At 71.8% G+C, this 6273-nt stretch carries 5 protein-coding genes; 2 read left to right on the top strand and 3 right to left on the bottom strand.

Going from position 1 to position 6273, the window contains the following annotated elements:
- The coding region (locus tag QM572_RS13760; RefSeq protein WP_415094050.1) for a hypothetical protein at nt 1–1063 on the bottom strand (1063 nt) is incomplete at its 3' end.
- A gap of 34 nt (nt 1064–1097) precedes the next feature.
- A complete protein-coding gene (locus QM572_RS13755) occupies nt 1098–3905 on the bottom strand; it encodes a DEAD/DEAH box helicase (protein WP_415094049.1) in 2808 nt (935 codons plus the stop codon).
- 136 nt (nt 3906–4041) lie between these two features.
- Between QM572_RS13755 and QM572_RS13750 the strand changes: the two genes are divergently transcribed.
- On the top strand, nt 4042–4527 hold the full coding sequence (locus QM572_RS13750) for a glutathione peroxidase (protein WP_415094048.1): 486 nt from the start codon (nt 4042–4044) through the stop codon (nt 4525–4527).
- Between the two features lie 18 nt (nt 4528–4545).
- Nucleotides 4546–6039 (top strand): DHA2 family efflux MFS transporter permease subunit, encoded by a 1494-nt coding sequence (locus QM572_RS13745; protein WP_415094047.1) that lies wholly within the window; start codon nt 4546–4548, stop codon nt 6037–6039.
- Between the two features lie 51 nt (nt 6040–6090).
- On the opposite strand, the gene QM572_RS13740 is transcribed toward QM572_RS13745, so the two are convergent.
- A partial coding sequence (locus QM572_RS13740) for a hypothetical protein (protein ID WP_415094046.1) occupies nt 6091–6273 on the bottom strand: 183 nt, incomplete at its 5' end.

Here is a 6273-nt window from a genome sequence, read left to right as displayed (position 1 = left end):
GCCGGCCGGCCCGGAGCGCGCGGGCGGGCAGCCGGGCCTCGGGATTGGGACGCGCGGCGGCCTCCTCGATGGCGGCGGTCGCGGCGATCGTCATCAGCCGCAGCGCGCGCCGCAGGCGGAGCTCGTCAGGGTCCTGCCAGTCCTCCGCCGGGGGCGGCGGGCGAAGCTCCTCCAGGTCGCCGACGACGTCGATGCCGGCGTTCTTGACCCAGTCGATCCACTGGTCGGCGAGGTCCGAGACCCAGCCGTGGAGCGAGGGCGGCGTGCGGATCGGCTCGGGCTCCTCGATCGCCTCCAGCAGGCGCGGCACGATCGTGTCGAAGACCAGGTCGCGGTGCACCTCGGTGGTGACGCCGTCGCGCAGCAGCGCGGTGTTGAGCTTGCGCAGCGTCTGGGCTCCCACGACGCCGAGCGACTGGTTGGACCGCTGGGCGTCCTCGGGCGCCCAGGCGGGGTCGATGCCGGTGACCTCGCAGAAGCGGGTCCACAGCGCGTCGGAGCCGCCCCGCGGCACGGTGATGAGATGCACCCGCTCGGGCGGCAGGCTCGCCGACCACAGCATGAGCGAGCGGGGCAGGTGCTGGGCACGCCAGAACCAGAACTTCGACCTCATCGGGTCGTCGGCGACGATCCGGTCGAGGAAGCGCGCGAAGCTGCGGGAGTTGTAGGTCTTCATGCTCTCCTGCCAGTCGGCGGAGAGCTGGCGGTCGGGGTCGCGCGCGGTGAAGACGACGTGGACCTCGAGGCCGGCGAGGTCCTCCAGCGCTCGCGCGATCCGCACCGGCCCGGTGACGGCGAAGACCTCGTGGCTGACGATCACCGTGCCGCGAGCGGCCTTGATCCGGCGTACGAGCGCGTCCCACTCGCCCGCCGCGCGCTCATGGAATCCGGGCCACTTGATCCCGGTGAGGTCGACGGCGGCGAGGAACATGCTGTCGTGGGCGCCGACGGGGTACTTCACCCCGTGGCGCGCCAGGCTCGCGCGATTGCGCGCCAGCCGGTCCTGGAGGTAGGTCGTCCCGGTCTTGGGCGCGCCGACATGGAGAAACACCCTCTGCACCACGAGAGCGAGTCTGCCCGCCCTTGCTGAGCGCTGCCTATGGGCTCGATCTGTGAAGGGTGACAAGATCGCGGAGCTCGGCGTTCGAGAGCTCGGTGAGCGCGACCTCGCCACGCCCGAGGATCGCCTCCGCGAGCGCGCGCTTGCGCTCGAGCAGCAGGGCGATCCGCTCCTCGAGCGTGCCGCGCATGACCAGCCGGTGCACCTGGACCGGCCGGGTCTGGCCGATCCGCCAGGCGCGGTCGGAGGCCTGGTCCTCGACGGCGGGGTTCCACCAGCGGTCGACGTGGACCACGTGGTCGGCGCGGGTGAGGTTGAGGCCGGTGCCGCCCGCCTGGAGCGAGAGCAGGAAGACCGGCTTCTCCCCGGCCTGGAACCGGGCGACCATCCGCTCGCGCTCGGCGACCGGGGTGCCGCCGTGGAGGAGCTGGTGGTCGATCCCGGCCTCGGTCCAGTGCGTCTCCAGCAGGCGGGCCATGGCGACGTACTGCGTGAAGACGAGCACCGCCCCGCCCTCGCTCGTCGCGGTCTCGATCACCTCGTCGAGCAGGTCCAGCTTCTGCGACCTTCCGCCGATGCGCCCCTGGGTCTGCTTGAGGAAGTGCGCCGGGTGGTTGCAGATCTGCTTGAGCCCGGTGAGCATCATCAGGATCAGCCCCCGACGGGCGGGGTCGTCGCCGGGAAGCCGCTCGATGCGCTCCATCGTGTCGCGGACGTAGGCCTCGTAGAGGACGGTCTGCTCCTTGGTGAGGCTGAGGAGGTGGTCGGTCTCGGTCTTCGGCGGCAGCTCCGGCGCAATCCCCGGATCGGTCTTGCGGCGCCGCAGCAGGAAGGGCGCGATCAGGTCCGAGAAGCGCCGCGTCGTCACCTGGACCCCGGCCTCGATCGGCGCCGCCCACGCCTTGCGGAACGCCCGCCGGCTGCCGAGCAGCCCCGGAACGCACCAGTCGAGGATCGCCCACAGCTCGGTCAGCTCGTTCTCCACCGGCGTGCCCGTCAGCGCGACGCGGGCGCGGCTCGGGATGAGCCGGATGCTGCGCGCCGTCGAGGACGCCGGGTTCTTCAGGTGCTGAGCCTCGTCGGCGACGACGAGGTCCCACGGCACCGCGGCCAGCAGCCGGGCGTCGCGCCGCATCGTGCCGTAGGTCGTCAGCACGAATCCGTCGACGACGTCGGCCAGGTCCCGCGACCCGCCGTGATGGCGTCGTACGCCGACGCCGGGCGCGAACCGCGCGATCTCGGCCTCCCAGTTGCCCATCAGACTCGTCGGGCAGACCACCAGCGTCGGCCCACCCCCGCCGAGTGGGGCCTTGCGCGCCGCGAGAAGGGCCTCGCGGCGATGGAGGTGGAGCGCGATCAGCGTGATCGTCTTGCCGAGGCCCATGTCGTCGGCGAGACAGCCGCCGAGGCCGAGCGCGGTGAGGTCGGCCAGCCAGGTCAGGCCGCGGCGCTGGTAGTCACGCAGCTCCCCGGCCAGCGCCTGCGGCACCGGCACGAGGTCGCCCCTGCCGACCTCGACGACAGTGTCGCGCAGCCGCTCCAGGCTCGCCCCGACGATCACGTCCCCGCTGGTCACTCCCGACTCCGGCACCAGCGGCGCGGCGCCGGTCAGGGCGACGGCCAGCGCCTCCACCGTCGGGACCGGGCGGAGCAGCCGGTTGCGGGCCTTGCGGGCGATGCCCGGATCGACGATCGTCCACGCGCCGCGGAGCTTGAGGATGGGGCCGGCCGCCTTGGCGAGCTCCTCCATCTCCTCCTCGGTCAGCGACTCCTCGCCCAGGGCGAGCTGCCAGCGGAACGCGAAGAGGTCGTCGTGTGCGAAGAGCCCGGTGTTGAGCGCCTCCTCCCAGGCATGCTCGTCGTGCCGCCCGGGCGCTCCCGCGGGTGGGGCGCGGTCGACCACGACCGAGGCGGTGAGCTGCCGGCCGAGCGCGCGCGGCCACATCACGTCCACGCCGATCGCCGTGAGCGCCGCCACGCCCTCGCCGAGCAGGGCGCCGATGTCGTCGGTCTCGAGGATCAGCTCGGTCGGCGACGCCTGGAAGCGCATCCGGTCGAGGACCGGCCAGGCACGCGCCGCCTCCGCCAGCAGGGAGGCGATCTGGGTCCGCACCCGTGGCCCGAAGCCGTGCAGCCGCGGGTCGTCGCGCCACAGCACCGACGCGTCGGCGAGGTGCAGCGGATCGGCGGCGTCGTGGACCTGGAGCACGATCCGGACGACGCCCTCGGTCAGGGACTCCTCGTCGGCCTCGACCCGCAGCGAGATCGAGATCTCCTCCGGCTCGTCGGGCCCCGGCGGCCGAGCGGAGACGGCTGCCCGTTGGCGATCGGCGATGCGGGCGCGGAGCCGCTCGGCGAGCGCCTGCCCTCCGCCTTCGCCCGCTCCCGAGGGGCCGGAACGGCCGGCCAGCGACGAGGTCGCGCGCCGGGCAGCTCCCTGGGCCGAGCCGGCGGGCATGGCGTCGATCGTCGCGGACACCATCGCCCAGGTCAGCCGCTCCGCCTCCTCCTCGTCGACGCCGAGATACACCCGCGACTCCGCCTGCATCCGCAGTCGCTCCACGTCGTCGCCGACCACGACCGGGGCCCAGCCGGCCTCGCCGCCGAAGGACGCGCCCTCGAACTTTCCCTCCGCCACGAGCCGGAGCCCGAACAGCGCGGCGAACCCCAGGAGCCCGACCGACGGGTGGACGGCCTCCGTGCGGATCGCCTTGGTCAGCACCGGCACCGCCGCCACGATGGGGAGGGACACCGAGCGGCGGGAGTCGCTGAAGGTGACCGAGCCGTCCCGCGGCCGAGCACCGACGCTCAACGTCGCGTGCCCGGTCAGAGGGATGAAACTCATGCGCGTACTCGCTCCGCTCCGTGCGCGCATGAGGCACACACGCGCTGTGTCGAATGGCTCGCTCGCTGTCGCTCGCTCACGCCCCGAACCTAACCGCCCCTGCCGACACTCCCGTCGCCCGGCGTACGCTCGCATCGTGAGCATCCTCGACGCGCCGATCGCCCAGCTCGACGGCACCCCCACCACCCTCGGCGCCCTGACCGCCGGCAAGCCGGCCCTGCTGGTCAACGTGGCCAGCAAGTGCGGACTGACGCCGCAGTACGAGGGGCTCGAGCGCATCGCCGAGTCGACCCCCGGGCTGGCCGTGGTCGGCTTCCCGTGCAACCAGTTCCTCGGCCAGGAGCCCGGCACGGCCGAGGAGATCCAGGAGTTCTGCTCGACGACGTACGGCGTCACCTTCCCGCTCACGGAGAAGATCGAGGTCAACGGGGAGGGCCGCCACGCGATCTACGAGGAGCTGACCCAGGCGCCCGAGGCGTCGAGCGGCGAGGCCGGCGACATCACCTGGAACTTCGAGAAGTTCCTCGTCGACGCCGACGGCACCGTCGTGCGCCGGTTCGGGCCGCGCACCGACCCGGAGGACGCCGAGGTGCTGGAGGCAATTAACACTCTTGTCGGTTGAGCCGCATAGGGTCGGACCGTGACCGATGAAACCGTAGTCGACGCGGCCGACGACAAGATCACCAAGGACATCCTCGTCATCGCGGGTGTCGTCGTGCTCGGCATGATCATGTCGATCCTCGACATCACCGTGGTGAACGTCGCCCTTCCGACCTTCCAGACCGCCCTGGCGGACACGGGCGAGACCATCGCCTACTCCACCGTGGCGTGGACCGTGACCGGCTACACCCTCGCCCTCGCGATGGTGATTCCGATCACCGGCTGGGCCGCCGACCGCTTCGGCACGAAGAAGCTCTTCATCGGCGCGGTCGTCCTCTTCACGCTCGGCTCGGCGCTCTGCGCGACCGCATGGAGCATCGAGTCCCTGATCGCGTTCCGCGTGCTCCAGGGCCTCGGCGGCGGCATGCTGATGCCCCTCGGCATGACGATCATGACGAAGGCGGCCGGCCCGCACCGGATGGGCAAGCTGATGGCGATCCTCGGCGTGCCGATGCTGCTCGGCCCGATCCTGGGCCCGATCCTCGGCGGCTGGCTGATCGACGCCGCGTCCTGGCACTGGGTCTTCCTGATCAACCTGCCGCTCGGCGTGATCACGATCGGCTATGCGCTCGTCGCGCTGCCGGGCGACAACGCCAACGGCACCGAGACCTTCGACTTCGTCGGCTTCCTGCTGATGTCCCCCGGCCTGGCGGCGTTCCTCTACGGCGTCTCCAAGATCCCGGGCACCGGCACCGTGGGCTCGGCGGAGGTGCTGGTCCCGGGCCTCCTCGGCCTGGCACTCATCGCCGGCTTCGTCTCCTGGTCCTTCCGACCGAAGCACCCGCTGCTCGACCTGCGACTCTTCCACGATCGGCAGTTCACGACGTCGATCATCATCATGTTCCTCTTCGCGGGCGCGTTCTTCGGCGCACTGCTGCTGGTGCCGACGTACTTCCAGCAGGTGCGCGGCGAGTCCACGCTCAAGGCCGGGCTGCTGGTCGCGCCGCAGGGTCTCGGCGCCATGCTCGTGATGCCGATCGCGGGCACCCTGGCCGACAAGATCCCCGTCGGCCGGATCGTGCCCTTCGGATTCCTGGGCATCATCATCGGCTTCCTCGGCCTGTGCACCAGCACGTCGCCCGACGCGCCGGTGTGGCACATCTGCGCCTGGCTGTTCGTCACCGGCCTCGGGATGGGCGGCACCATGATGCCGGTCTTCACCGCCGCGTTGCGCACCCTCACCGACCATGAAGTGGCGCGCGGGTCCACGCTGCTCAACGTGATCCAGCAGATCGCCAGCTCGGTCGGCGTGGCCGTGATCTCGGTGGTGCTCACCAACAGGCTCAACGACTCCGACGCCATCGCCACCAACCCCGGCTCATCGCAGGCCCTGTCCGACATGGGCGGCGCCTTCCAGACGAGCTACATCGTGGCACTGGTCATCATCGTCGTGACGCTCATCCCGGTGGCGCTCCTGCCCCGCAAGCAGGAAGAGGGGCTCAACGCCCCGCAGCAGCCGACGATGATGCACTGACAGGCGCGGGGACTCGTCCCGCGAGCTGTCACGGCGACAGCTCGCGGCCGGTTACGACTCCGAGGCGAGGGCGAGTGGAAGCACGGCGGCGGCGCCGGCGCGCCGGAGGGCGACCGCGGCGCAGGTGAGGGTCCAGCCGGTGACGACCCGGTCGTCGACGAGCAGCAGCCGCCCGCCGGCGGGAACGTCGGCGCGCAGCGCCCCCCGCCGGAGCACCGCGGCGACCCGGTGGGC

This window comes from Nocardioides sp. (genome assembly GCF_047607365.1).
Lineage (GTDB): Bacteria > Actinomycetota > Actinomycetes > Propionibacteriales > Nocardioidaceae > Nocardioides.
Note: the sequence above shows the minus strand (reverse complement) of the source record. Positions and strands in the feature narration are given on the sequence as shown.